This window comes from Neobacillus bataviensis (assembly GCF_019969725.1).
In genome coordinates, this window is the sequence record NZ_JAHXYW010000004.1 from 242,780 (window position 1) to 267,980 (window position 25,201).

The window sequence follows — 25,201 nt, forward strand, 5'->3', positions numbered from 1 at the left end:
TCTTTAACCTTATTGACGGATTGGCTTATGACCCCGAGCCCCTAGGCGCTGGAGCTAGACAGATACAATTCTCTCCTTAAAGAACGAGGTGCATGATATGAGCTCATTTGACAAAACGATGAGATTTAATTTTCCAGAAGAGCCTTTTGAACATGATGTAAACGATGTACTTTTTCAAGTCTATGAGGCTCTAAAGGAAAAAGGGTATAACCCCATCAATCAAATAGTCGGTTACCTTTTATCAGGAGACCCTGCCTACATTCCACGTCATCGTGATGCCCGTAATATCATTCGCAAGCTTGAACGGGACGAAATTATTGAGGAATTAGTTAAATCCTATCTAAAACAGCAACGAGAGGGTTAATGAATGCGCGTATTGGGTTTAGATGTTGGCTCGAAAACTGTTGGAATTGCTCTTAGTGATGAACTAGGGTGGACGGCACAGGGCCTCAAAACCCTCAAAATCAATGAAGAAAGACAAGCGTTTGGTTTTGAGGAAATTGGTCAATTAATAAAAGAGTATCAAGTAGATAAAGTGGTCATTGGTTTGCCAAAAAATATGAACGGTACAATTGGACCGCGCGGTGAGGCAAGCAAGCAATATGCTGAGGAAATAGAAAAACAATTTTCTGTGCCGACTATTTTATGGGACGAGCGCCTGACAACAATGGCTGCTGAACGTGTATTGCTTGAAGCGGATGTCAGCCGAAAAAAGCGTAAAAAAGTCATCGATAAAATGGCAGCCGTAATGATTCTGCAAGGCTATCTTGATAGCAAAAATTAATGAGGTGATAAAATGGAACACGGAGAAAACCAAATTACAATCGTTGATGAAGAAGGAAATGAGCAATTATTTGAAGTGCTCTTTACCTTTGAATCAGAAGAATTCAAAAAGTCTTATGTCTTATTTACTCCAGTTGGTGCAATGGACGAAGAGGATGAAGAAGGTCCAGAAATTCATGCCTACGCCTTTAATCCTACTGACGAGGGCGGCGACGGTGAATTAATCCCGATTGAAACCGACGAGGAATGGGATATGGTTGAAGAAATGCTAAATACCTTCTATGAAGAGCAAGAAGACGAAGAATAAGATTGAGGGAACCAGCTATTTTATTGCTGGTTCTTTTTTTTGATAATTTTACTTCCTATACGACAAATTAATTGTTAAATTGACATTTTTCTTGCTATATGCTGAAATAAAATAGGAGTTTTATTTGCAAAAATTCATTACCTATCGTTATTTTACAAAAGTAAGTCAAGTGGAAAGGGGGAAGAAAATGACGACTGACAATAAAGACACAAAAAAAGATGTTATTCGTCAAAAAATGCTCGAGCACCAAAGCGAAGCAAAGGTTGTTCGAAAGATTGTTTTGATTATTTCAATTTTAATTATATTATTAATTTTGTTAGTAGGCGGCGGAGGCTATCTCTACATAAAATCAGCCATGAAACCGGTTGATTCAAAAAGTAAGGTTCAGAAAAAAGTTGAAATCCCAATCGGCTCTTCTGTGACAGGGATTGCTGAAACACTAGAATCAAACGGAATTATTAAAGACGCTAAGGTATTTAAGTATTATGTAAAACTTAAAAATGAAGGCGGCTTTATGGCTGGCGAATATCAATTAAGTCCTTCGATGGATGTGCAAGAAATCGTAGGGCGCTTAAAAACAGGGAAAGTACTTGCGAAAGCAAGCTTTAAAATCGCCATTCCAGAAGGAAAACAACTGAAGGAAATTGCGGGAATAATGGCTGCTGCTACAAAGCAAAATGAAGCAGATGTTTTTAATAAATTAAATGATAAAGAGTTTATTAAAGCACTTATGGCTAAATATCCTGATATTTTAACAGATGAAATCATGAATGCTTCCATAAAATATCCACTTGAGGGTTATTTATATCCGGCAACCTATCCATTTTATAAGCCTAACCCTACCGTTGAGGAAATGGTCACAGCTATGCTTGATAAAACGCGTACCGTATTATCCGATTATACGGGGGAAAGCAAGGAGAAAAAGCTATCCGTTCATCAGCTGCTAACGATGGCTTCTTTAGTAGAAGAGGAAGCAACTGAAAAAGCGGATCGAAAAACGATTGCAAGTGTTTTCTACAATCGGATTAAAAAGGGGATGCCGCTGCAAACGGACCCAACTGTTCTATATGCCCAAGGGAAACACAAAGAAAAGGTTTTTTATAAGGATTTAGAAGTGAGTTCACCATACAATACCTATCAAAATAAAGGATTGCCACCGGGTCCGATTGCCAATGCAGGAAGAGTTTCCATCGAAGCTGCCTTAAATCCAGAGAAAACCGATTATTATTATTTCCTTGCAGCCAATGATGAAATCTATTTTAGCAAAACGCTTGAAGAACATAATAATTTAAAAGCAAAGTATATTTCCAGTAAAAAATAATGAACACATTGGGGGAAATGTTCGCATTCCCCTTTTTTTTATGGTAGAATAATTCAGTGTTGAATAAGTAATTCATAGCGTAACTCACAGTAAGGGAATTTGGGACGGTTTTGTCCGAAAGAAACGGATCGGGTCGAACTCGTGATGTCATTTTCTGTGAACGCTATTTTTTCATGTCTAAAGACCATTAAATTGGCAAAAATGCTTTTAAGGCATTTTAAAGGATTGAGGTGACGGCAGCTTGTTAAATGAAAAGCTGCATTTTTATATTGAAGAATTGATTCCGGGGCGAAATCCTTTGTTTTCGGAAATGGAAAACTACGCTCAGGTGCATAAAGTCCCGATTATGGAAATTGCCGGAATCGAAGCGCTGCTTCAATTACTGCGCATCCAAAATTCAAAAAAGATTCTTGAAGTAGGGACGGCAATTGGCTATTCGGCCTTAAGAATGGCAAATGCTCTTCCTAAAGCTCAAATTGTTACGATTGAACGGGATGAGGAACGAATTCAAGCAGCTAAAGAGTTCATCAAACGATCTGAGCATGCCCAGCAAATTATCCTGGTTGAAGGTGATGCATTAGAGGTGGAGGAGGGAGTCAGCAAGTTTGCTCCTTACGATACCATTTTCATTGATGCCGCTAAAGGCCAATATAAAAAGTTTTTTGAAATCTATTCAAAATATCTTTCCGATGACGGAATGATTATTACTGATAATGTATTGTTTAAAGGATTAGTGGCGGAGTCTGAGATAGAATCTAAAAGAATCCGAAATTTAGTAAAGAAAATTGATGACTTTAACCACTGGTTAATGGACCATCCAGATTATGATTCGGTTATTCTTCCTGTAGGGGATGGAGTCGCAATTAGTAAAAGAAGAGGTGAGAGTTATGAAAAAGCCTGAATTACTTGTAACACCAACATCTGTAAAGGATATTCTGCCATTAGCTGAGGCGGGAGCAGATGCTTTTGTTGTTGGAGAACAGCGATATGGGCTGCGTCTTGCAGGTGAATTTAATCGGGAAGATGTTAAAAAAGCGATTGAATTGGCACATTCAAAAGGGAAAAAAGTGTATGTAGCGATGAATGCTATTTTTCATAATGATAAGATTGAAGAGCTTGGCGAGTATATCCAATTTGCGGCGGAGAATAAAGCAGATGCCATCATTTTTGGAGACCCGGCAGTTTTAATGGCAGCTAAAGAAGCAGCGCCAGAAATGAAACTTCATTGGAATACAGAAACGACAGGCACGAACTGGTATACATGCAACTACTGGGGGAGAAAGGGCGCAAAAAGAGCCGTGCTAGCCCGTGAAATCAATATGGATGCCATTGTTGAAATCAAGGAAAATGCCGAAGTGGAAATTGAAGTACAGGTACACGGCATGAGCTGTATGTTCCAATCCAAGCGTTCGCTGCTTGGGAATTATTATGAATACCAAGGCAAAGCAATGGAAATTGAAAACCGTAAAATGCAAAAAGATATGTTCCTGCATGATAAGGAACGTGGCAATAAATATCCGATTTTTGAAGATGAAAACGGCACCCATATTATGAGCCCGAATGATATTTGTATTATCGATGAGCTTGGGGAAATGTTAGAAGCGGGTATTGATTCATTTAAAATCGACGGAATCTTAAAAAGTCCGGAATATATCATTACAGTCACCAAAGCCTACCGCGAGGCAATCGATTTATTTTTTGAAGATCCAGATGCATATGAAGATAAAAAGGACGAGCTGTTAGTAGCAATCGAAGAAATTCAGCCAGAGAATCGTCCATTAGATACAGGATTCTATTTTAAAGAGACAGTTTACTAAATAGAAAAGCGGAAGCGCCTTGGTCAGGGGCGACAGGCATAAGACGAGCCTTCTTGACGGATTAGCTTATGACCCCGAGCCCCTAGGCGCTGCAGCTAGATAAATTAGGAGGAGTTTCAATCGTGAATACAGTTAAAGATAAGATTTCTGAAATTATCGATGGAAAGCGTGTCATTGTGAAGAAGCCGGAACTCCTTGCTCCAGCAGGAAATCTTGAAAAGTTGAAAATTGCCGTGCAGTATGGTGCGGATGCCGTATTTATTGGCGGACAGGAATACGGTCTGCGTTCCAATGCGGATAACTTTACCTTTGAAGAAATGAAGGAAGGCGTGGAGTTCGCTAAAAAGTACGGTGCGAAAATTTATGTTACTACCAATATCTTTGCTCACAATGAAAATATCGATGGGTTAGAGGAGTATTTACAAGGTTTAAAAAAAGCTGGAGTTGCAGGAATCATTGTGGCCGACCCATTAATCATTGAAACATGCCGCCGTATTGCACCGGAGATTGAAGTGCATTTAAGTACGCAGCAATCCCTTTCAAACTGGAAGGCTGTCCAGTTCTGGAAGGAAGAAGGCTTGGAGCGTGTAGTATTAGCTCGTGAAACTAGCGCGGAAGAGATTCGTGAAATGAAAGAAAAGGTGGATATCGAAATTGAAACCTTTATTCATGGTGCGATGTGTATTGCCTATTCAGGCCGTTGTACATTAAGTAACCATATGACCGCAAGAGATTCCAATCGTGGCGGCTGCTGCCAATCCTGCCGCTGGGATTATGACCTGTATCAGCTTGAAGGCGAAGGTAACGAGGTACCTCTTTATGCTGAAGGTGATGCTCCATTTGCGATGAGCCCGAAGGATCTTAATTTAATTCAGTCGATTCCGCAAATGATTGAGATAGGAATCGATAGTTTGAAAATTGAAGGCCGGATGAAATCGATTCATTATGTGGCAACCGTTGTCAGTGTTTATCGCAAGGTTATTGATGCTTACTGCGCAGATCCAGATAATTTTGTGATCAAACGTGAATGGTTAGAGGAACTCGATAAATGTGCTAATCGTGAAACGGCTCCAGCGTTTTTTGAAGGGGTTCCGGGGTATAAAGAGCAAATGTTTGGTAATCATAGCAAGAAGACAAAGTTTGAATTTGTTGGTCTTGTGTTAGATTATAATGAAGAGACACAGGTGGTAACCCTTCAACAGAGAAACCATTTCAGACCGGGTGATGAAGTGGAATTCTTCGGACCGGAAATTCAAAACTTTACTCATGTGATTGATAAAATTTGGGATGAAAAAGGTAATGAACTGGATGCGGCTAGACATCCTCTTCAGATTGTACAATTCAAATTGGACAAACCGGTGTACCCTAACAACATGATGCGAAAGGAGAACTAGTATAATGCGCAAGCCCGTTGTTATTGGTGTAACCGGTGGCTCCGGCTCCGGAAAGACCAGTGTTACCAAAGCGATTTATGAAAGCTTTAAGGGGCATTCAATTTTGATGCTTGAACAAGATTATTATTATAAGGATCAGAGTGAATTGCCATTTGAGGAACGGTTAAAGACAAACTATGACCACCCGCTCGCTTTCGATAACGATTTATTAATAGCTCACATTGAAAAGCTAATACGCTTTGAACCGATTGAAAAGCCTGTTTATGATTATTCACAGCATACACGTTCAGAAAAAGTCATTCATGTAGAACCAAAGGATGTCATCATTTTAGAGGGAATCCTGGTACTCGAAGATGAACGTCTCCGCAATTTAATGGACATTAAACTGTACGTGGATACTGATGCAGATTTACGGATTATCCGAAGATTGCAGCGTGATATTCAAGAACGTGGGAGAACACTTGATTCTGTTATCGATCAATATGTGAATGTGGTTCGACCAATGCATAATCAATTCATTGAACCGACCAAACGTTATGCGGATGTCATCATCCCTGAAGGCGGTCATAATCACGTGGCGATTGATTTAATGGTAACAAAAATTCAAACAATTCTTGAACAAAAGTCATTTTTATGAAACAATAGCAAAAGAACTATCTATAAAATCCCAATTGGATAAATGCGCGCCCTTTATTTTACAAGGACGCGCTGAATGTATTATGCCGGTTGGCATAATATCTACATACATTACATACACAATTCTAATGGGGGATTGTGAAGACTAGAAGGAGTGAGGATTTTGGCTACTGAGAAAGTATTTCCAATGACACAGGCAGGTAAGGACAAACTTGTACAAGAACTAGAATACTTAAAATCCGTTAAACGTAAAGAAGTGGTAGAAAGAATTAAAATCGCGCGCAGCTTCGGAGATTTATCTGAAAACTCTGAGTACGATTCCGCAAAAGAAGAGCAAGCTTTTGTTGAAGGCAGAATTACCACTTTAGAGAATATGGTTCGCAACGCTAAGATTATCGAAGAAGGGGAACTTGCGAGCGACTCTGTAACTCTTGGCAGCTCCGTTACCTTTGTTGAACTTCCAGATGGAGAAGAAGAAACCTATACGATTGTCGGCAGTGCTGAAGCTGATCCGTTTGAAGGTAAAATTTCTAACGATTCACCAATCGCTAAAAGCCTTTTAGGTAAAAAGGTTGGAGATCAAGTATCTGTTCAAACGCCTGGCGGTGAAATGAGCGTCCGTATCGTTTCTATTAAATAATGTTTGAAATAAGAAAACCTCGTCAAAACTTTTGACGAGGTGTTTTTTATGTGGAGAAAACGCACAATTGGCTGGCTTATCATAAGCTTAACCGGATTTGTTTTGCTTTTAGCTCGTTTAATGCAAATACAATTAGTTGAAACAGAAACTTTTTCAAAACATAACGTTAATTTACTTGAGGAAAGCGTAAAGCAGCGAACACAAGAATTAGTGATAGATAACGGCAGAGGTAATTTTCTTGATCGAAATGGAACAATGCTGACACATAAGAAGGTGTCGGTGCTTGTCCTATTTCCATTTTTAAAAAAGATGGACTGGGAGGCTAAAAAAGTAGCGGATATTACGGGGATACCTGCTGATTTTTTAAAAAGTGCAGTAGAAGGGGCAAAGAAGCCATTTGCGTATGGTGAACCAGAACCAATGGAACTGACAAGTTCGCAAATGGAAAAAATTAATGCATTAAAAATCCCTGGTGTATTTGCGATTGAAAAAAAGTTTGAACGGAGGGATGTGCCGGCTGAACAATTATTAGGGTTAACAGGAGAAAATGCCAAAGAATTACAGAAACGTTATCCCAACAAAGACTTATCGGAGAAAACCTTAATTGGTGTATCAGGTCTTGAGGAAAGCTTTGATGAATTTCTTTTGCCTGAAGGAAAATCAAAGCTCGTTTACCATGTTGATGGCGGTGGTGCCCCGTTATTTGGGATCAATGTGAAGTATGTCGATCCAGCTAATCCCTTTTATCCTGTTAATGTTCGAACAACCATTGATAAAAGTCTGCAGCAAAAAGCAGAGGAACTGGTTGATAAGTATCAAATAAAAAAAGGCGGTTTGGTTTTACTAGACATTGAGGAAAACAGTGTGCTGGCGATGGTTTCGCGCCCGACCATTAATAAAAAAGACCCATACAATGGAGCGGGAATTACAAATGTAATGTTAAAGCAGCAAATCATGGGCTCTGTCTTTAAAACAGTTGTGGCAGCAGCATCAATAGACCAAAATCTTGATAATCCGACACGCATGTTTGATTGCAGTAAAAAGATCAATGGAAAGCCTGAGCTGAAATATAATTATGGAATGTTGAATTTTACAGATAGCTTTGCCAGAAGCTGTAATCGGACCTTTGGTGAGTTAGCAAGAGAATTACAAAAAAAGAATCCGAACTTGCTGGAAGATTATGCGGCAAAATTATCCTTGACTGGTTCTGTCGGCTGGCAGGGGGATATTTATCATACCAGCAATTTCAAACAGCTTCCTTATGAAGATAAGGGTAGAGTGTTTGTGTCAGATGTGGCAAGAAAAGATTCAAATTTCGCGGCAATGTCAGGAATTGGCCAGCATGAGGTCCGCGCTACCCCTTTAGCTGTTGCCAATATGATGGCCACGATTGCTAGAGGCGGCCAAAAGGAAATGGTCCGTGCTGTGTCAAAAATTGAATATAAAAATGGCACCACCATGGTGAATTTTGATCCAAAAGACTTAAAGGGTGATACTATCTCACCATATACAGCGATGAAGCTGCAAAAATTGCTGCGTGAGGTTGTCTTAAACCCAAATGGGACAGGCAGATGGTTTAAAGATCTGCCATACGAGGTTGCGGGGAAATCTGGGACGGCGGAAACTGGAAAGTTTGTAAACGGACAGCAATTGCATAATAAATGGTTTGCTGGCTATTTTCCCTATCAAAACCCTAAATATGCGTTAGTAGCCGTCAATTTAGATGTACGAGACAATGCGGGCGGAGTTAATTTGTTATTTGCCGATATGGTAAAGATGCTCTATGAAAAAGGTAATGAACAATAACGGTGGGAGGTTTTTCCTTTAAAATTTCTATCAAATCATGTTAGAATATTGAGAGCCTAATTTTTAGGGAGAGTGATTCAAATTGAGTAATGAACTTAATCAAAATTCGCGCTTTGGTAACCGTACAAAAAGAAAAAAGACGAACCTCGTCTTAAATAGTTTAATTATCATTGTACTGCTGTTAATCATTTTTGTCGCCTATAATATTTTTGCTTCAGGCGATGACAATGCCGCTGAGCCGAAAAAGGAAACGCAAAATACGGAACAAAAGCACAAGGAAGTAAAAGAGAAAAAAGAGAATGTTTCAAAAGAGGAAGATGATGCATCATCCAAGAATGCAGATACTGAATCGGAGGATCAAAGTGAGGAAGCTGCAACAGATGAACAGCCAGATGACTCACAGGCAGTCGTCACGGAAGGCGGAAGTTCATCAGATGTTTCACAATCAGTTGAAAATCCTTCATGGGAGCCTGTAGGCACAACCCAATCAGGTGAACATACCCCGGTATATGATCAAAATTCTGCAGATTGGCAGGAAATGCTAGCAGCAATGTCCTATGCAACTGGAATTGATAAAAGTAATATGACAGTATATTGGCTAGGCAGAGATAAATCAACGCAAAATGCCTCGGTAGGAACGATTGAATCCAAAGACACTAAACAGAAGTATAGAGTTTATATTAAATGGGTCGAAGGCCAAGGCTGGATGCCAACAAAAGTAGAACAACTTTCACAATAAGTAAAAAAATATAAAAGGATGGGCCAATTATTGGCACCATCCTATTTCTTTTTAAAATGAACGACGGCAGAAAAATAGGTTTGTCCATTTTCATTTACATGCATTTGATGGGAAACCGAATGAACTCCCAGCATAATCGCTTTATTTTCCTCTATTTGTGCCTCAATCTTTTTTTGTAATGTTTTAAGGTTATTGGCCTCATAAAATTCAACTTTATCCTCAATGAGGTCAAACTGGAAATTCATCATATAAATCATCCTTTCTGTTCATTTATATTTTAGACATTTCAATAAAAAAACGGAAGCGCAAGCTTTATATGGCAGACTTCTTTCTATTGGGGTAAAATAGTGTTCGCGGATACGATGTATGAATCTGAGGAAGATTATAATAATGCAATCGTAGAAGCAAAAAATAATGGCTTTCATAACCTGGCAAAGGATTTGGAATCGGAGTATTATACAACAATTCCCTTTTTAGAACATATTTTAAAGAAAAACGGTTTTAGCGTTACTTTTACGCGCTTCAACGATTTTGTCTGGGGGATGGAAGGCGTAAAACAATTAGAAAGAGGTAAAAAAATGAAAATTGCCATCATCGGTGCAATGGAAGAAGAAGTGACTCTGTTAAGAGATAATATCGCGGATCAAACACAGGAAACTGTTGCCGGCTGTGAATTTACGTTTGGAAAAATGCATGGAGAAGACGTAATTCTTTTGCGTTCGGGGATTGGTAAGGTGAACGCAGCAATGTCAACGACCATTCTGCTTGATAAATATAAGCCTGATTATATCATCAATACCGGTTCAGCAGGAGGACTTAATCCTTCGTTAAATGTAGGTGATGCTGTCATTTCCACTGAGGTTCGCCATCATGACGTCGATGTAACAGCGTTTGGATATGAGTATGGCCAGGTTCCTCAGCTTCCAGCTGCTTTTGAAGCTGATGATAAATTAATTGGGGTAGCAGAAACTGCCGCAAAAGAATTAGACAGATTTCAAACCGTCAGAGGCTTAATTGCTACGGGGGACTCTTTCATGGAGGATCCAGCTAAAGTAGATTTTATCCGAGAGAAGTTTAAAGATCTTCAAGCAGTGGAAATGGAAGCGGCGGCGATAGCCCAGGTAGCTCATCGCTTTGGTGTTCCTTTTGTGATTATTCGGTCCCTTTCCGATATCGCTGGTAAAGAGTCGGAAATCTCATTTGATCAATTTATTGATAAAGCAGCAACCAATTCTGCCACGCTGGTTATGAAAATGGTGGCCGCTTTAAGATAGGAATCAGGGGTGTAAAAATGAAGGTTTATAAGAACGTACATGAATTAATTGGGCACACACCAGTTGTCGAGATTACTCAATTTCCATTGCCTGAAGGCGTTCGCATTTTTGCGAAGCTGGAATTCATGAACCCCGGAGGCAGTGTTAAAGATAGGCTTGGTCTAGAACTTTTAAGAGATGCATTCGAATCCGGAAAGCTGCAGCAAGGTGGAACAGTTATCGAGCCGACTGCCGGAAATACAGGTATTGGCGTGGCACTTGCGGCAATAAACAAAGGAGTACAGGTTATTTTTTGTGTTCCGGAAAAGTTTAGTATGGAAAAGCAGGAAATCATGAAGGCCCTTGGTGCCAAGATTGTAAATACCCCAACAGAACTTGGAATAAAAGGTGCTATAGCCAAGGCGCAGGAACTTTTAGAGGAAATTCCAGGATCCTTTTGTCCCCAGCAATTTGCTAACCCAGCGAATCCTGATACTTACTATAAAACACTTGGGCCGGAATTATGGGAGCAACTGGACGGACAGATTGATATATTTGTCGCCGGAGCGGGCTCTGGCGGAACCTTTATGGGGACGTCGCGTTACTTAAAAGAAAAGAAGAAAGAAATCAAGACCGTCATTGTTGAACCGGAAGGCTCAATTTTAAATGGCGGAAAACCAGGACCACATAAAGCGGAGGGAATTGGGATGGAATTCTTGCCTCCATTTATGGATACAGAATACTTCGATGCCATTCATACTGTGATGGACATTGATTCCTTTCAGCTTGTAAAAGAACTGGCTGCAAAAGAAGGCCTGCTGGTTGGCAGTTCTTCCGGTGCGGCTTTATTCGCTGCGCTTAAAGAAGCGGAAACAGCAAAGCAAGGAACAAATATTGTAGTGATATTCCCCGATGGAAGCGAACGATATTTAAGTAAAAAAATTTTTGAGGGAGGCATTTAGTTTTGAAAAGAAAAACGAAGTTAATTCATGGCGGTATTAGCGAAGACCCGGCAACAGGTGCTGTATCGTTTCCAATCTACCAAGTAAGTACGTATAAGCAAGAAGGTGTCGGCGGCCACAAAGGCTTTGAGTATTCAAGAACCGGCAATCCAACGAGAAATGCTCTTGAAGAACTGATTAAAGATATCGAAGGAGGCAAAGCAGGATTTGCTTTTGGCTCCGGTATGGCAGCAATTACAGCCGTAATCATGCTGTTAAACAGTGGTGACCACGTCATTCTTACAGATGATGTGTACGGAGGAACATTCCGAGTTATGACTAAGGTTTTGAACCGTTTCGGAATCGATTCCACTTTTGTTGATACAAGTAATTTAGAAAATATTAAGAGTGAAATTCGCCCAAACACAAAAGCAGTATATTTAGAAACACCGACAAACCCACTTTTAAAAGTCACGGATATTGAAGCGGCTGCCAAGCTTGCTAAAGAACATAACCTTTTAACGATTGTAGATAATACATTTTCAACACCTTACTGGCAAAATCCACTTGAACTTGGAGCAGACATTGTCTTGCATAGTGCTACGAAATACATTGGCGGACACAGTGATGTTGTAGCAGGGTTAGTGGTTGTTAATAGTGATAAGCTGGCTGAAGACCTTCATTTTGTTCAAAACTCAACTGGCGGTGTATTAGGGCCTCAGGATTCATGGCTGTTAATCAGAGGGATCAAAACATTAGGTATCCGCATGGAAGAAACTGAATCCAATACAAAGGCACTTGTGGAGTTTTTACAAGGGCATTCTAAAGTGAAAAAGGTATTCTATCCAGGCATAGAAACACATCCAAATCATGACATAGCTAAAAAACAAGCCAGAGGTTTTGGCGGAATGGTTTCATTTGATGTCGGAAGCGGGGAAAATGCGGATAAACTGTTAAGCAAAGTAAAATATTTTACTTTAGCAGAAAGTTTAGGTGCTGTTGAAAGTTTAATTTCCGTTCCAGCAAGAATGACACATGCATCCATTCCAGCTGAACGGAGAGCAGAACTAGGTATCACCGATGGCCTAGTCCGCATCTCAGTTGGCCTCGAAGACGTAGAAGACCTAATCGAGGACCTGTCACAAGCATTAGAATAGTATTAACGTTACAATGGGTGTCAGGCACCATGTGAAATTTTCACATGGTGCCTGACACCTTTTCTAATATTTACATACTGTTTAACGCTGTTTTCTGTGGTAAAGTAGGTTAGTAGATTTTAAGTGAAGCAGGTGATGGTAATGGAACAGCAATCGAAAAGTCTTTTTGAGAAGATAGCTGATTTCAAACGGTTTGCGCTGACTTTATTTGCTTTCGGAGTATTTTTCTATTTAGGTGCGATTATTCCATATGCAGGAAAAACTGTGACGGATTTAACTTTTATGATCAATACATCCATTTCATTCTTAGCTGCGTCTATTTTATTCTTTATTCAAGTAAAGAGATATCAATTAAAGCTTCTAGAGATAGAAGATGGACATGATGATTTTAGGAAAAAGTAAGTGTTCCCAAATTGGGGGCACTTTTTTTGCGTTAAAAGGGCCATTTCCTTATTTTTGAAAAAATTTGTTTAAAATGGTTTACAAAGTATCTTTGTGTGGATATAATTACCGTAGTAAGTAAAAAATTCCAAAAAGGGAGGTCGAATAAAATGATGTTAACGTACATTTGCGCGAAATCAACTAAATATTTGAATAACACGCATTCGACCAGACTGGAATGGATTGCTTAGCATTTTGTGACAATACATATCCATGCCGCAGGGAGAATGACGCCTTGCGGTATTTTTGTGTCTAAAAAAACCGGCCGCAGGGAGCTGACTTCTTGCGGCCTTTTTGTGCCCTTTTTACTCGCCAATTGGATATGTCTTGCATAAATTGTAAATTGTGTTGAAGAGCTGGCAATAAATCATCAAAGGAGGTGGTTAATTATGACCCTGAATATTTTATTCTTTTCCATTACTATTAAAAAACGTCAAGTGAATCTTCGTGAAGCTGCCCACCAGGAAATGGTTAAAAAGCTTTATGAACAAAACAAAGATCGTCAAATATCCATGTACCATGAAATGTGATGTTATGAAACACCTAAATTAATAATGAAAGGAAGTGATATGAAATGACCTTAAATATATTATTTTTCTCGATAACAATAAAGAAACGAAATGTGACTCTTGAAGAAGCGGTTCATCAGGAACTAGTTGAAAAACTGTATGAACAAAATAAAGACCGTCAAATCTCCATGCACCGTTTTATGTAAGAACTAAAAAATCCATGAAAAGAAAGGTGGTTTTAACGATGATTTTTCTAATGCAAGGAAGAGGAGCAAGCTTATGGGGTATGAAAGATACCACCTAGCTTTGTGATTAACAATAGGAGGTAACGATAATGCCGCTGCATATTTTATTAATTTCGCTAATTTTTAAATCAAAGAAAAAATGATATCATAGTTCATTCATTATGCTAATAGCAGGTTTTGTTAATTAACAAAATGTTCACATCTCATAAAGATAGGTACTGTGAAAATATGATAAATTCAAAGTAGAAAAGGCAGAACTATTTTAAGGGGTGGAGAATATGTTCATGATTGTGATGGCCTTGGTCATTACTGGGGCGATTGGCTGCGTAATCTCAGCAGAATTAAGTGTTGAATAATAGTAAAGCATCGGCCGCAATCATTTATGGCCGATGCTTTTATTATGCAAATTATTTGGTTAGCTCTAAAAACTCATCCACATCATCCATACAAATTTGGACTGCTTTTTCCCAGAAGTCCTTTTCTGTTAAGTCGACCTGCAAATGTTTCTTTGCCAGATCTTCTACTGACATCGAAGCTGTATCTCTTAATAATGCAATATACTTTTCTTCATATCCTTTTCCTTCCTCAAGTGCCTGTGCATAAATACCGAGTGAAAATAGGTAACCAAAGGTATATGGGAAGTTGTAGAACGGGACACCCGTAATAAAGAAGTGAAGTTTCGATGCCCAGAATAATGGATGATATTCTTCCAGTGCTTCGCAGTAGGCTTCCTTTTGAGCCTCAAGCATTAATTCATTTAATCTTTCCACTGCAACTGGACCTTGTTTTCTTTCTTCATAAAAACGTGTTTCAAACAGGAAGCGGGCATGGATATTCATTAATAGCGCAACCGTTCTTTGAATTTTATCATCCAGCAGGACGAGTTTTTCCTCGGGATCCTTTGCGTTCTTCACCGCAGCATCGGCTACAATCATCTCGGCAAAGGTAGACGCTGTTTCGGCGACGTTCATTGCATAGTTGCGGTTAAGATGCTGAACACCTTTCATAGCAAATGTATGGAAGCCGTGTCCCAGCTCGTGTGCGAGTGTGGAAACATTAGAAGGTGTTCCTGAATACGTCATGAAGATCCTTGATTGATTACTTTCAGGGAAGAAGGTACAGAATCCTCCAGGTGCCTTTCCAGGCCGATCCTCTGCTTCAATCCATTGCTCCTCGAATGCCTTTTTCGCAAATGCGGCCATTTTCTCGCCAAAAAGTGCGAAATTCTGTTCAATAAATTCAGCTCCCTCTTGATAAGAAAGTTTTGAGGCAGTTTTCCCAAATGGAGCATCTAAATCAAACCAGCTTAATTTTTTAAGACCTAAAAGCTTAGCCTTTCTTTCTAAGTAGGTTACAAGCTTTTGTTTATTTTCAGAAATGACCGTCCACATCGCCTCAAGGGTTTCCTTTTCCATTCGGTTAATGCTAAGCGGTTCTTTTAAGACTTCTTCCCAGCCTCTTTTTTGATAAACATTTAAACGAAAACCGGAGAGGTGATTAAGGGTTTTCGCTAAAAAGTCAGACTGGTCTCCCCATGCTTTTTCCCAATTTTTAAAAACAGTTGCTCGGAGGCTGCGGTCCGGGTTTGCAAATTTGTTAAACGCTTGGCCGACAGACAGAAGCTTCTCATGGCCATTCTCCTGAACCGGAATTTTTATTTTTCCAACAATTAAATCATACAATTGTCCCCAGCTGTGATATCCGTCAACACCAAGTGCGCTGATTAACGCTTCCTCTTCCTTAGAAAGTCTCTCTTTGGCACGTTCACGTCTTTCCGAAAGTACAAATGAAAGTTCGTTTAATGTCTCATCTGAAAGCAGCTGAGACCAAACTTCATCCTTTATGGATGTAAGCAGACTATCAAAAGCACTTAGAGCTGTTTGAAAGGCAGCGCTTAAACTGGTTACTTTTGATTCAAGATTATAAGCTTTTTTATCTTCGGTATTTTGTGCTTGAAGGCATCCGACAAACGCGCCAGCCTGGCGGAGTTTTTTAGCTGCTTTTTCGAAGTCCTCCAACAGTTCCTGCAAATATTTTTGATCTTCCATAGTATTAAGTGGTGTCCAGTTATTTACTTTAGATTGGAAAATTTGAATTAATTCTGCGGTTTGGTTTAAGTGGTCTGCGAATTCAGGAGATGCACTCCCTCCTTTAAAAAATACTTCAAGATTCCAAACATCTAAATATGTAGCAGCTGTCATCAAATGTACCCCCTTTGAATATGTACTTCTTCATTATAATATATATTTTTCGAAAGATTCTATATTTTCCGGTTCTCGAAACAAAAATGGCTTATACAAAATTGTATAAGCCAAAGAATCTTAACAAAACCGAGAATAATACCACCAGCCGCCGAAAATTAAAACGAGAATCAAGATGACGATAAAGAGTGCATACCATCCTCCACCGCCGATAGGATATGGCACAGGATATGGTACAGGGTAAAAGGCAGGCGGGTATGGATAACCATATGGCATATAATTCCCCCCTTTATCCTTTTACTATAGGGTATGTGCCCTAGCCCGTGCTTGTATAGGCAGACGTGTATGTCCACTTTTGTCCAAACAAATTCACATCTGTTTTTACTCAATTGTAGTATAATTTATTTTAGATTTAATCGGGGAGAGGGACAGCATTTGAAAAAAATTCTACTGATAGACGATGAAGCAAGAATGTTAGATTTACTTTCCCTTTATTTAAAACCAAAGGGATATACATGTATAAAAATGACATCTGCTATAAAGGCGATTCATTATTTGGAGAAGGAAAAAGCAGATCTCATCTTATTGGATATAATGATGCCCGAAATGGATGGCTGGGAGGCATGCCTGGAGATACGAAAAAATTGGGATATCCCCATTATCATGCTAACCGCTCGAAGTGAAAAAATCGATGTGGTTAAGGGCTTAAAAATGGGTGCGGATGATTATGTTTCTAAACCATTTGATGAAGAGGAGCTAATCGCTAGGATTGAAGCCATATTAAGAAGAAAGAATGGAATAAAAGGGGGCGTAGCCTTCAATGGTCTTTCCTTAAATGAAGATTCCTTTGAAGTTTCTTATCATGATAATAATGTACCCGTTACCCCTAAAGAATTTTCGATCTTGGGACTTTTCTTGCAGAATCGAAATAAGGTATTTACCCGTGAACACTTGTTAACTACCATTTGGGGATATGCTGCACCGACAGAAGACCGAACAGTTGATTCTCATGTGCGGAATCTAAGAGAAAAATTAAGAAAAACAGGTTTTCCAGTTGATGAATATTTGACAACAGTCTGGGGACTGGGGTATAAGTGGATGGATAGGGATTAGAATCAGGAGGAAAAAAGTGAAGATTCAAAAGAAAGTATTACAAGTTATTATAACAGGTATTTTATTAATTCTTGCCGGCTGCAGCGGAAACGAGCAAAAAAATGCAGTACCAAAGAATGAGGCTGTAAATAAAACGAAATTTGAAATTGTAGAAGCGAAATCATTTAAATTAGAAAATATACGAGGAATTGGCTTTCCAGGAAATGACAATAGTCTTTATATTGCTTCTAATGATGGTTTAAAAATGTTGAAAGATTCAGCATGGTACAAAACAACCACAAATAACCATGAATATATTGGCTTTCAGGCAATTGAAAAAGGCTTTGTATCAAGTGGGATTCCGCAAAAGGGGACAGGCCTTAAAGACCCGCTTGGTTTGGTACAAAGTAGTGACAAAGGAAAATCCTTCAAAAAATTAGCATTCTATGGTGATACGGATTTTTATTTTATGGCGGCAAGTTTTTCAGGGGATGCCATCTATGTAATTAGTGAACAGCCGCATGATAAGTTAAGCCAAGGCGTCAATTATACGAAAGACAACGGACGAACTTGGAAAAAAAGTGCGTTCCAAAATTTTGGTGCGGATTCACTGGGAATGATGGCGGTGCACCCAACAAACGGGAATATCATGGCGATGTCAACTAGATCAGGAATTTATTATTCTACTGACAATGGAAATACGATGAAACGAATAACGGATCCTTTCATGGTTACAGCCCTTACGTTTAACGGTGATTCAATTTTATTTTCCAGTGTTGAAAAAAATTCAATTTTCTTGAAAAATTGGAACGCTGCTACTGGCGGCATAACAAATATCGCGATTCCGTTTCTTGATTATGACAATCCAATTACTTATTTAGCGGTGAATCAAAAAAATCAAAACCAAATCGCTTTCACCACGTATAGAAATGATTTATACCAATCTATAGATGGTGGAAAAACATGGAACATGTTATTAAAGGACGGTAAAAAAGAGCTGGAGTAACCCAGCTCTTTTTCAACTTTGTCTTTAATTTTTCTTCTTTCTTTCCTTCTCGGCCCGGTAGAATTCATGAAACATTTTCATTAATGCCCGCTTTTCGATTCTGGAGACATAGCTTCGGGAAATTCCAAGTTCTTTGGCTATCTCACGCTGTGTTTTTTCCTTTTGCAAATCAAGGCCAAAGCGTCCGATAATCACTTCCTTTTCGCGATCATCAAGCACTTCAATATATTTCTTTATTTTTTCTAGCTCCATATTTAACTGGATTGTATCAATGACATCTTCTGATTCTGATTTCAATACATCAATTAAGGAAATTTCATTCCCCTCTTTGTCTTGGCCAATGGGGTCATGCAGGGAAACGTCCTTTTTCGTTTTCTTCAACGCCCGCAAATGCATAAGAATTTCATTTTCAATACATCGTGCAGCGTAGGTGGCGAGTTTTGTTCCTTTACCCTCTGAGTAGCTTTCAATCGCTTTTATTAATCCGATTGTTCCGATGGAGATTAAATCTTCCGAATCTTCACCGGTATTTTCGAACTTTTTGACAATGTGGGCAACTAAGCGTAAATTATGTTCAATTAACATATTGCGTGCATGCGAATCCCCTTCTGCCATTAATCGTAGATATTTCCTTTCTTCTGCAGCAGATAGGGGTTGAGGAAAGGCATTATTTTTCACATAAGATACAAGAAACAAAAACTCTTTAACCAAGTAGCCAAGAGCTGTCAAGATACCAGACATCTACTTCCACCCCCGTATCTTTTTTTGGGCTTCTGCCTATTACTAATTCCTATGAAGAAAACGGGAAATTGTGTCTGTCCAGAAAATTTTATTGTTTAAAAAAAATAACCTGCTTGGCTATTGCCCAAGCAAGTCATTTTTGCATTTCTGAATTATTAAACTTTTTTAAGCTTAAAGGAGCTGACCATTAGGAAGGATAGAATAATAATAATAAATAAGAACGTTTGGGATGGTACGTAGTTAATGGCCAAAAAGCTTAAGGTTGCTAAGCATCCTGCTGCAGTGATTGGTAAACCAGTGAAATATCCATTGCTTTCGGTAATATTAAAACGTGCAAGTCTGAATGCGCCGCATCCAATATAAAATACAGTGAAAAATGTGCCGGGTCCACCGAATTCATGCAAAACTCCTTGGTATAGTAATAGTGCAGGAGCCACTCCAAATGATATAATATCACTCATGGAATCCAATTGTTTACCGAGCTCTGATTCGATATTAAACTTTCTTGCAATCAAGCCGTCAAAACGATCTGCCAAGGCTGCAATAAAAATAAGCAATAAGCTTAATCGCAGGTTATTGGCATGAAGTGCGAAAATAATTGCAAACCCACCCAACGATAAATTTGTTAACGTAATAACATTGGCTGTTTGGGATTTAAGCTTTTTGATGGTTTGATCCAAAACGTCCAATAAAAACATTTCTCCTCATCACTCCTTTTTTAAAAAGCCAGAAGGGAATTCCATTTTTTGAGTTAATTCTATATTATTTAATTCTAAGCGTTTTATGCTTCTTCGTAAAGAGTATTTTTACACTATTTGGGGGTCATTTAATGTTGCAAACTATGTATCGTCTTTTGATTGAATTAACGAATGGCAGGTGGACATCCCGCATATTAAAGAGCTTTGCACGTTCGCGTGCAAGTCGGTTTATCGTACCATCCTTCGCTAGAATCTATCAATTGAATCAAGAAGAAATGGATAAAGGACTGTCAGAATATCCAACCCTTCATGATCTGTTTATTAGAACCTTGAAAAGTGAAGCGAGGATTATTAATAAAGATCATGATTCCGTAGCAAGCCCGGTGGATGCTGTCATTGAGGATGTTGGTCCCATCAATGAAAAAAGTGACATTATCGTAAAAGAGAAGACCTACTCCATTGATGAGATGCTTGGGGACCGTGACCTGCTTTCAAAATATTTAAACGGTACATATATGATTCTTTATTTAAGTCCAAGCCATTATCACCGGATCCATAGCCCTGTTAATGGAACGGTAACAAAACAATGGACACTTGGTGCAAAATCCTATCCTGTAAATAAATTGGGGTTAAAATACGGAGTCCGAACGCTTGCAAAAAACTACCGCGTCATTACGGAAGTTAAAACAGATTTTGGTCATGTGGCGATTGTAAAGGTTGGCGCGATGTTTGTTAATTCCATTGAGACCACGCATAAGGGATCTGAGTTAGAAAAGGGTGCTGAAATGGCGTATTTCACATTTGGATCTACGGTTGTTTTGCTGTTTGAAAAGGATATTTTCCAAGTTGACGCTAATCTTCACACTCCTAAGGAAATTAAGGTCGGGGAAAGAATAGGGGTTCTAAAGAAAATTGAGTCCTAAAATGACGGCACCTATAATGTGCATTTGTTTTACGTAAAAAAAAAGCCCTCTTAGGGCAGGTTTTGATCATTATGATGTCATTTTGATTTTATTGTATAAGGAACGTCGGTGAATTTCGGATTCAATTAGATTAATAAATTCTTGACTTAATTTTAGTTCTCTTGCTTTAAAATAGGATTCGATTAATAATTCATCTGACAGTTTCCGCACGTCAGAATCCACCTCCGATTTGAATTTTAAGGTTCTATTTGCTGATTAGCAGACATAAAATAGTACGTTCAATTGGTGTACCCTAAATCTACCAAATTTATTCCTGTAGAACAATCGTTCTAATTATCCACATAATCCAGTGGATAACTTGTGATTAATTTGTTTATAGAGGGAGGAAAATGGACTGACTCAATGGGTATAATGTTAATAACGTTATCCACAGAGTCTGAGATTGCTGAAATTTGTCGAAAAATATTTTTTATTTTTAATCATTTCACCATATTTTTGAATCTCATGTATTGGCGTGTTTTGATGAACAATAAGAACATGACATTTATTCTTTGTATCAAAGGTTAAAATTGGTTATGATGAGAAGTGCCATGAAGTCTATTTAAAAATCAATGAGGTGTAAGCTTAGTGTTAAAACAATTTTTACCCGATGAACATGTGAAAAGCATTCTTGATATATCACCGCAACAATTAAAAGGACGCGGAGTTAAAGGGATTATCACGGATTTGGATAATACATTAGTGGAATGGGACCGCCCCAATGCGACTCCAGCCTTAATCAGATGGTTTGATGAGATTAAAAAACAAAATATTCTTGTCACAATTGTTTCTAATAATAATGAAGAAAGAGTAAAGGCTTTTTCCGATCCGCTCAATATCCCGTTTATTTTTCGAGCTAAAAAGCCAATGGGACCTGCTTTTCACAAAGCCCTGCAACAAATGGGGCTAAAAAAAGAAGAGACAGTGGTTATTGGCGATCAATTATTAACGGATGTACTTGGAGGAAACCGAAGCGGGTTCCATACGATACTGGTTGTTCCTGTAGCGCAGACAGACGGCTTTTTTACAAAATTTAACCGCTTTGCAGAACGAAGAATTTTGAATTGGTTCCGCAAAAAAGGCATGCTTCAGTGGGAGGAATAGGCTGTGATTGACCAACAATATGTATGTATGGGATGCGGTGTGAAGGTTCAAACAGAAGATCCTGGGAAAATAGGATTTGCTCCTGCTTCCGCCTTGGAAAAGGAAACCATTATATGTCAACGATGTTTTCGTTTAAAGCATTATAATGAAGTTCAAGATGTGGATTTAACGGACGATGACTTTTTAAAGATTTTAAATGAAATTGGTAAATCTGATGCTTTAATCGTCATGATTGTCGACATATTTGATTTTAATGGCAGCTGGCTGCCTGGATTGCACCGGTTTGTAGGAAGCAACAAAGTTCTGCTTGTAGGAAATAAGGTTGATTTATTACCTAAATCGGTTAAGCATAATAAATTAATTCACTGGATGAAACAAGAAGCCCGAGAACTTGGCCTGAGGGCGGAGGAGGTTTTCCTTGTTAGTGCTGCAAAAGGCTTGAATATTAAAGAAACGGCAGCAGCAATCGATAATATACGTAATGGTAAAGACGTTTATATTGTTGGCTGTACAAATGTTGGTAAGTCCACGTTTATTAATAGAATTATTAAAGAGGTAACAGGGGAGGCGGATGTTATTACCACTTCTCACTTTCCTGGAACTACTTTAGATATTATTGAAATTCCTTTAGATGATGAAAAAGCAATAATTGATACACCAGGAATCATCAATCATCATCAAATGGCTCATTTTGTTGATAAAAAGGATTTAAAAGTGATTACACCGAAAAAGGAAATAAAGCCAAAGGTATTTCAATTAAATGAGGGCCAAACCTTGTTTTTTGGCGGACTTGCCCGTTTTGATTATGTAAGCGGAGGAAGAAGATCTTTTGTTTGTTATGTTTCCAATGACATTAATATTCACAGAACCAAAACGGAAAATGCCACTGAGCTGTATGAAAAGCATGTCGGAGAAATGCTGACCCCTCCTCGTGAAGAGCAACTGGGTTCGTTCCCTGAACTTGTTAAACAGGAATTTATCATTAAAGATGCCAAGACAGACATTGTATTTTCGGGGCTTGGCTGGATAACGGTGAATGAGCCGGGGGCAAAAGTTGTTGCTTACGTACCTAAGGGAGTTCAAACGCTAATTCGAAAATCATTAATTTAAAGATAAAATGTGGGATGAGGAGATACAAATGAAAAAATTATTTGCTGTACTAGGGGATCCAATTGGACATTCCATGTCTCCCATTATGCATAACGATTTATTTTCGTATTATCAAATTGATGCTCATTATCTGCCTTTCCATGTCAAGAATGATGACTTGGAGGATGCTGTTAAAGGATTGAAAGCACTTGGGGTGGGCGGATTTAATATAACGGTCCCGCATAAGAGCGCCATTATTCCCTTCCTCGATGAAGTAGAGGAATTGGCTTTAAATATTGGAGCAGTTAATACGGTTGTCAATGATGGAGGCAAATTAATCGGATACAATACAGATGGACCTGGATTCTTAAGGGGATTAGAGCTATACAGGCCTTCAATAGAAGGAAAGAAAGTCTTAGTTATTGGAGCAGGCGGCGCTGCAAGAGGGATTTATTTTACTTTAGCTAAGGAAAAAGCATTGGCAATAGACATTGCAAATCGTACGGTGGAAAAGGCCTCTGGTCTTATTGAAGCTTGCCCATATAGCACTGCATCGAGCGCCTATACATTGGATGAGGCTAGCAGAAACTTAGAGGAATATGATTTAATCATCCAAACCACGACGATTGGAATGTCACCAAAAATTGCGGAATTACCCGTAAACGTGCCAAATATAAAGAAACAAGCATTAGTATGTGATATAATATACAACCCGCTTGAGACTCTATTTTTGCAGGAAGCAAAAGAAAAAGGAGCAAGCATCCAAAACGGCATCGATATGTTTGTTTTTCAGGGAGCCCTTGCTTTTGAAAAATGGACCGGGATTTTTCCTGATGCTGAAAGAATGCGGGAAAATGTGTTAAACCAACTAGGAGGAAAAACATGTTAACAGGTAAACAAAAAAGATTCTTACGTTCAAAGGCACACCACCTCGACCCTATTTTTCAAGTAGGAAAAGGCGGAGTGAATGAAAATATGATTAAACAGGTTGCAGATGCTCTTGAAGCGAGAGAGCTTTTTAAAGTGAGCGTTTTGCAAAACTGTGAAGAAGACAAAAACATAGTAGCCGAGCAGTTAGCTGAGGGTGCTGGTGCGGAAATCGTGCAAATTATCGGAAATACAATTGTCCTTTACAAGGAATCAGTGGAAAAGAAGCAAATTACTCTTCCATAAAATGAAGGTGGTGGAGCATGAAGAAAGTTGGGATTTTAGGCGGTACTTTTGATCCGCCGCATTTCGGACATCTTTTGATTGCAAACGAGGTTCTTTTTGCTCTTCAGCTAGATGAGATTTGGTTTATGCCAAATCAGGAGCCTCCACACAAGAAAAAATCTGATGCAGTAAAAAATGAAGATCGGCTTCATATGCTTCAGTTAGCTTTAGGAGATAATCATGCTTTTCAAATTCAGTCCATTGAACTTGAAAGGGAGGGTCCATCTTATACAGTTGAGACTATGAAGTTAATCAATGACGAATTTCCTGACCATCAATTCTTCTTTATTATTGGGGCAGATATGATTGAGTATTTACCAAAATGGCATAACATTGATGAGCTCGTAAAACTCGTTCAATTTGTTGGCGTGGATCGGCCTCATTATAGCCATCAAACCAATTACCCTGTCCTATATGTAGACGTACCCGCGATTGATATCTCTTCAAGCATGATCAGAGAGAGAATAAAAAGCAGGAAGACGGTTCGTTATTTACTGCCAGATTCCGTTATTTCTTATATTGAGGAGAAACATTTATATGGAACGTGAAAGGGCCTTACAGTTAGTAAAGAAACAATTAACTGAACATCGATACCAGCATACCTTAGGGGTAATGGAAACCGCCATTATCTTAGCTAATCGATATGGTGCAGATGAAAAAAAAGCTGAACTTGCGGCGATTTTTCATGATTATGCAAAATTTCGCCCAAAGGAAGAAATGAAAGATATTATTGCTGCAAAGGGTTTTCCGCAGGATTTGCTCGAATATAATGCTGAACTTTGGCATGCACCTGTTGGTACATATTTAGTTGAGAAGGAAGCAGGCATATCGGACCGTGATGTCTTGGATGCAATCCGTTACCATACATCCGGCAGGCCGGGAATGACACTTCTTGAAAAAATTATTTATTTGGCCGATTATATTGAACCGGGAAGACATTTTCCGGGGGTCGATGATGTAAGGGAAATGGCAAAGGAAAGCTTAGATAAAGCATTAATTAAAGCAGTTCAAAATACAATTGTATTTTTAATGAAAAAGAATCAAATGGTATACCCGGATACTTTTCATACGTATAATGACCTAATAAAAAATTTGGAGGATTGATTA

Annotated in this window: 32 protein-coding genes; 26 read left to right on the forward strand and 6 right to left on the reverse strand. The window is 38.8% G+C overall.

Going from position 1 to position 25,201, the window contains the following annotated elements:
• The first annotated feature begins 97 nt into the window (after positions 1-97).
• The 11 genes from LC455_RS12415 (at position 98) to LC455_RS12465 (ending at position 9,443) form a co-directional block, all read left to right on the forward strand.
• The gene (locus LC455_RS12415) at positions 98-364 is read left to right on the forward strand and encodes an IreB family regulatory phosphoprotein (protein ID WP_066311816.1); all 267 of its coding nucleotides are present in this window, start codon (positions 98-100) and stop codon (positions 362-364) included.
• Between the two features lie 3 nt (positions 365-367).
• Complete coding sequence (ruvX, locus tag LC455_RS12420; protein WP_223591241.1) at positions 368-784, forward strand: Holliday junction resolvase RuvX; 417 nt, start codon at positions 368-370, stop codon at positions 782-784.
• A 12-nt stretch (positions 785-796) separates the two neighbouring features.
• Entirely contained in the window at positions 797-1,090 is a 294-nt protein-coding gene (locus LC455_RS12425; RefSeq protein WP_223591243.1) for a DUF1292 domain-containing protein, read from the forward strand.
• A gap of 187 nt (positions 1,091-1,277) precedes the next feature.
• Positions 1,278-2,411, forward strand: a complete 1,134-nt coding sequence (mltG, locus tag LC455_RS12430; protein ID WP_223591645.1) for an endolytic transglycosylase MltG — start codon at positions 1,278-1,280, stop codon at positions 2,409-2,411.
• Positions 2,412-2,652: 241 nt separating this feature from the next.
• Positions 2,653-3,312 carry an O-methyltransferase gene (locus tag LC455_RS12435; RefSeq protein ID WP_223591245.1) on the forward strand — a complete coding sequence of 220 codons (660 nt, stop codon included), beginning with the start codon at positions 2,653-2,655 and terminating at the stop codon, positions 3,310-3,312.
• Positions 3,299-4,228 carry a peptidase U32 family protein gene (locus tag LC455_RS12440; protein ID WP_223591247.1) on the forward strand — a complete coding sequence of 310 codons (930 nt, stop codon included), beginning with the start codon at positions 3,299-3,301 and terminating at the stop codon, positions 4,226-4,228. The genes LC455_RS12435 and LC455_RS12440 overlap by 14 nt, the downstream gene beginning before the upstream one ends.
• Positions 4,229-4,350: 122 nt before the next feature.
• Entirely contained in the window at positions 4,351-5,622 is a 1,272-nt protein-coding gene (locus tag LC455_RS12445; protein ID WP_223591249.1) for a peptidase U32 family protein, read from the forward strand.
• 1 nt (position 5,623) lies between these two features.
• Entirely contained in the window at positions 5,624-6,259 is a 636-nt protein-coding gene (gene udk, locus LC455_RS12450) for a uridine kinase (RefSeq protein WP_223591646.1), read from the forward strand.
• A 162-nt stretch (positions 6,260-6,421) separates the two neighbouring features.
• On the forward strand, positions 6,422-6,898 hold the full coding sequence (gene greA / locus LC455_RS12455) for a transcription elongation factor GreA (RefSeq protein ID WP_223591250.1): 477 nt from the start codon (positions 6,422-6,424) through the stop codon (positions 6,896-6,898).
• A 48-nt stretch (positions 6,899-6,946) separates the two neighbouring features.
• Positions 6,947-8,704, forward strand: a complete 1,758-nt coding sequence (locus LC455_RS12460) for a peptidoglycan D,D-transpeptidase FtsI family protein (RefSeq protein ID WP_223591252.1) — start codon at positions 6,947-6,949, stop codon at positions 8,702-8,704.
• An 82-nt stretch (positions 8,705-8,786) separates the two neighbouring features.
• Positions 8,787-9,443: a YrrS family protein gene (locus LC455_RS12465; RefSeq protein ID WP_223591254.1), complete on the forward strand. Its 657-nt coding sequence runs from the start codon at positions 8,787-8,789 to the stop codon at positions 9,441-9,443.
• Positions 9,444-9,484: 41 nt separating this feature from the next.
• On the opposite strand, the gene LC455_RS12470 is transcribed toward LC455_RS12465, so the two are convergent.
• Positions 9,485-9,688 (reverse strand): DUF2536 family protein, encoded by a 204-nt coding sequence (locus LC455_RS12470; protein WP_223591647.1) that lies wholly within the window; start codon positions 9,686-9,688, stop codon positions 9,485-9,487.
• Positions 9,689-10,021: 333 nt separating this feature from the next.
• On the opposite strand from LC455_RS12470, the gene mtnN reads away from it, so the two are divergent.
• From mtnN to LC455_RS12500, 6 genes are all read left to right on the forward strand, one after another.
• Positions 10,022-10,717: a 5'-methylthioadenosine/S-adenosylhomocysteine nucleosidase gene (gene mtnN / locus LC455_RS12475; protein WP_223591648.1), complete on the forward strand. Its 696-nt coding sequence runs from the start codon at positions 10,022-10,024 to the stop codon at positions 10,715-10,717.
• Between the two features lie 17 nt (positions 10,718-10,734).
• The gene (locus tag LC455_RS12480) at positions 10,735-11,658 is read left to right on the forward strand and encodes a PLP-dependent cysteine synthase family protein (RefSeq protein WP_223591256.1); all 924 of its coding nucleotides are present in this window, start codon (positions 10,735-10,737) and stop codon (positions 11,656-11,658) included.
• A 2-nt stretch (positions 11,659-11,660) separates the two neighbouring features.
• Entirely contained in the window at positions 11,661-12,794 is a 1,134-nt protein-coding gene (locus tag LC455_RS12485; RefSeq protein WP_223591258.1) for a bifunctional cystathionine gamma-lyase/homocysteine desulfhydrase, read from the forward strand.
• Between the two features lie 141 nt (positions 12,795-12,935).
• A complete protein-coding gene (locus LC455_RS12490) occupies positions 12,936-13,196 on the forward strand; it encodes a YrhC family protein (protein ID WP_223591260.1) in 261 nt (86 codons plus the stop codon).
• 428 nt (positions 13,197-13,624) lie between these two features.
• Positions 13,625-13,765 (forward strand): YrzI family small protein, encoded by a 141-nt coding sequence (locus LC455_RS12495; protein WP_223591262.1) that lies wholly within the window; start codon positions 13,625-13,627, stop codon positions 13,763-13,765.
• A 44-nt stretch (positions 13,766-13,809) separates the two neighbouring features.
• Complete coding sequence (locus LC455_RS12500; protein ID WP_223591264.1) at positions 13,810-13,950, forward strand: YrzI family small protein; 141 nt, start codon at positions 13,810-13,812, stop codon at positions 13,948-13,950.
• Positions 13,951-14,396: 446 nt separating this feature from the next.
• On the opposite strand, the gene LC455_RS12505 is transcribed toward LC455_RS12500, so the two are convergent.
• Together LC455_RS12505 and LC455_RS12510 are read right to left on the reverse strand one after the other, a co-directional pair.
• Positions 14,397-16,190: a M3 family oligoendopeptidase gene (locus LC455_RS12505; protein ID WP_223591265.1), complete on the reverse strand. Its 1,794-nt coding sequence runs from the start codon at positions 16,188-16,190 to the stop codon at positions 14,397-14,399.
• Positions 16,191-16,310: 120 nt separating this feature from the next.
• Positions 16,311-16,466 carry a hypothetical protein gene (locus tag LC455_RS12510; RefSeq protein WP_223591266.1) on the reverse strand — a complete coding sequence of 52 codons (156 nt, stop codon included), beginning with the start codon at positions 16,464-16,466 and terminating at the stop codon, positions 16,311-16,313.
• A 159-nt stretch (positions 16,467-16,625) separates the two neighbouring features.
• On the opposite strand from LC455_RS12510, the gene LC455_RS12515 reads away from it, so the two are divergent.
• Both LC455_RS12515 and LC455_RS12520 read left to right on the forward strand, forming a co-directional pair.
• Positions 16,626-17,303: a response regulator transcription factor gene (locus LC455_RS12515; protein WP_223591267.1), complete on the forward strand. Its 678-nt coding sequence runs from the start codon at positions 16,626-16,628 to the stop codon at positions 17,301-17,303.
• A 16-nt stretch (positions 17,304-17,319) separates the two neighbouring features.
• Entirely contained in the window at positions 17,320-18,288 is a 969-nt protein-coding gene (locus LC455_RS12520; protein WP_223591268.1) for a F510_1955 family glycosylhydrolase, read from the forward strand.
• Positions 18,289-18,312: 24 nt separating this feature from the next.
• Here the strand turns inward: LC455_RS12520 and sigK are convergent, their stop codons facing one another.
• Entirely contained in the window at positions 18,313-19,029 is a 717-nt protein-coding gene (sigK, locus tag LC455_RS12525; RefSeq protein WP_173058351.1) for an RNA polymerase sporulation sigma factor SigK, read from the reverse strand.
• Between the two features lie 155 nt (positions 19,030-19,184).
• On the reverse strand, positions 19,185-19,727 hold the full coding sequence (gene pssA / locus LC455_RS12530; protein ID WP_223591269.1) for a CDP-diacylglycerol--serine O-phosphatidyltransferase: 543 nt from the start codon (positions 19,725-19,727) through the stop codon (positions 19,185-19,187).
• 131 nt (positions 19,728-19,858) lie between these two features.
• Between pssA and LC455_RS12535 the strand changes: the two genes are divergently transcribed.
• The gene (locus LC455_RS12535; protein ID WP_223591270.1) at positions 19,859-20,650 is read left to right on the forward strand and encodes a phosphatidylserine decarboxylase; all 792 of its coding nucleotides are present in this window, start codon (positions 19,859-19,861) and stop codon (positions 20,648-20,650) included.
• Between the two features lie 69 nt (positions 20,651-20,719).
• On the opposite strand, the gene LC455_RS12540 is transcribed toward LC455_RS12535, so the two are convergent.
• Positions 20,720-20,860 (reverse strand): sporulation histidine kinase inhibitor Sda, encoded by a 141-nt coding sequence (locus LC455_RS12540; RefSeq protein WP_223591272.1) that lies wholly within the window; start codon positions 20,858-20,860, stop codon positions 20,720-20,722.
• A gap of 417 nt (positions 20,861-21,277) precedes the next feature.
• Between LC455_RS12540 and LC455_RS12545 the strand changes: the two genes are divergently transcribed.
• The 6 genes from LC455_RS12545 to yqeK are packed head-to-tail and all read left to right on the forward strand — an operon-like array spanning position 21,278 to position 25,198.
• Positions 21,278-21,793 (forward strand): YqeG family HAD IIIA-type phosphatase, encoded by a 516-nt coding sequence (locus LC455_RS12545; protein ID WP_223591274.1) that lies wholly within the window; start codon positions 21,278-21,280, stop codon positions 21,791-21,793.
• A gap of 27 nt (positions 21,794-21,820) precedes the next feature.
• Positions 21,821-22,903, forward strand: coding sequence for a ribosome biogenesis GTPase YqeH (yqeH, locus tag LC455_RS12550; protein WP_263297784.1), 1,083 nt, complete (start codon positions 21,821-21,823; stop codon positions 22,901-22,903).
• A gap of 28 nt (positions 22,904-22,931) precedes the next feature.
• Positions 22,932-23,771: a shikimate dehydrogenase gene (gene aroE, locus LC455_RS12555; protein WP_223591276.1), complete on the forward strand. Its 840-nt coding sequence runs from the start codon at positions 22,932-22,934 to the stop codon at positions 23,769-23,771.
• Positions 23,765-24,055 (forward strand): ribosome assembly RNA-binding protein YhbY, encoded by a 291-nt coding sequence (gene yhbY / locus LC455_RS12560; RefSeq protein WP_223591277.1) that lies wholly within the window; start codon positions 23,765-23,767, stop codon positions 24,053-24,055. The genes aroE and yhbY overlap by 7 nt, the downstream gene beginning before the upstream one ends.
• Positions 24,056-24,072: 17 nt before the next feature.
• The gene (locus tag LC455_RS12565) at positions 24,073-24,642 is read left to right on the forward strand and encodes a nicotinate-nucleotide adenylyltransferase (protein WP_223591278.1); all 570 of its coding nucleotides are present in this window, start codon (positions 24,073-24,075) and stop codon (positions 24,640-24,642) included.
• Complete coding sequence (gene yqeK / locus LC455_RS12570) at positions 24,632-25,198, forward strand: bis(5'-nucleosyl)-tetraphosphatase (symmetrical) YqeK (RefSeq protein WP_223591279.1); 567 nt, start codon at positions 24,632-24,634, stop codon at positions 25,196-25,198. Before LC455_RS12565 ends, yqeK begins: the two co-directional genes overlap by 11 nt.
• Positions 25,199-25,201 lie beyond the last annotated feature (3 nt).